Source organism: Pyxidicoccus caerfyrddinensis (assembly GCF_010894405.1).
GTDB lineage: Bacteria > Myxococcota > Myxococcia > Myxococcales > Myxococcaceae > Myxococcus > Myxococcus caerfyrddinensis.
The window spans coordinates 1-407 of the sequence record NZ_JAAIYA010000153.1 but is presented as its reverse complement, the minus strand read 5'-3'; the positions used below and the strand labels follow the sequence as shown (position 1 = coordinate 407).

Sequence of the window (407 nt, the reverse complement as noted above, 5' to 3'; positions counted from 1 at the left end):
CTACGGCTGCCAGGGCAACACGTTGAAGCGCAACGACAACTGCCGCGTGTACGCCCAGTTCGAATCAGACAATCCGGGCATGCCTTCCTGCCCCTACTGCCCCTGAGCCGATAGGTTCGAGGAATCCATGAGCGACGAAAACCCGAGCATCCTCTCTCACGTCTCCGTCGGAACGAATGACTTCGCCCGCGCGGTGGCCTTCTACGACCAGGTGCTCGCCACGCTGGGCTGTCGTCGGGTGCTCGACTTCCCCAACGCCGTGGCCTACGGCAAGCAGTTCCCGGAGTTCTGGGTGCAGATGCCCCTCGACGGACAGCGCGCCACCGTCGGCAACGGCACGCACTTCGGCTTCATCGCCACCTCGAAGCAGATGGTGCACGCCTTCCACGCGGCCGCGCTCGCGGCGG

The 407-nt window shown here is 65.1% G+C and carries 1 protein-coding gene; it reads left to right on the top strand.

Going from position 1 to position 407, the window contains the following annotated elements:
* Positions 1–127: 127 nt before the first annotated feature.
* The coding region (locus tag G4D86_RS51945) for a VOC family protein (RefSeq protein ID WP_164003120.1) at positions 128–407 on the top strand (280 nt) is incomplete at its 3' end.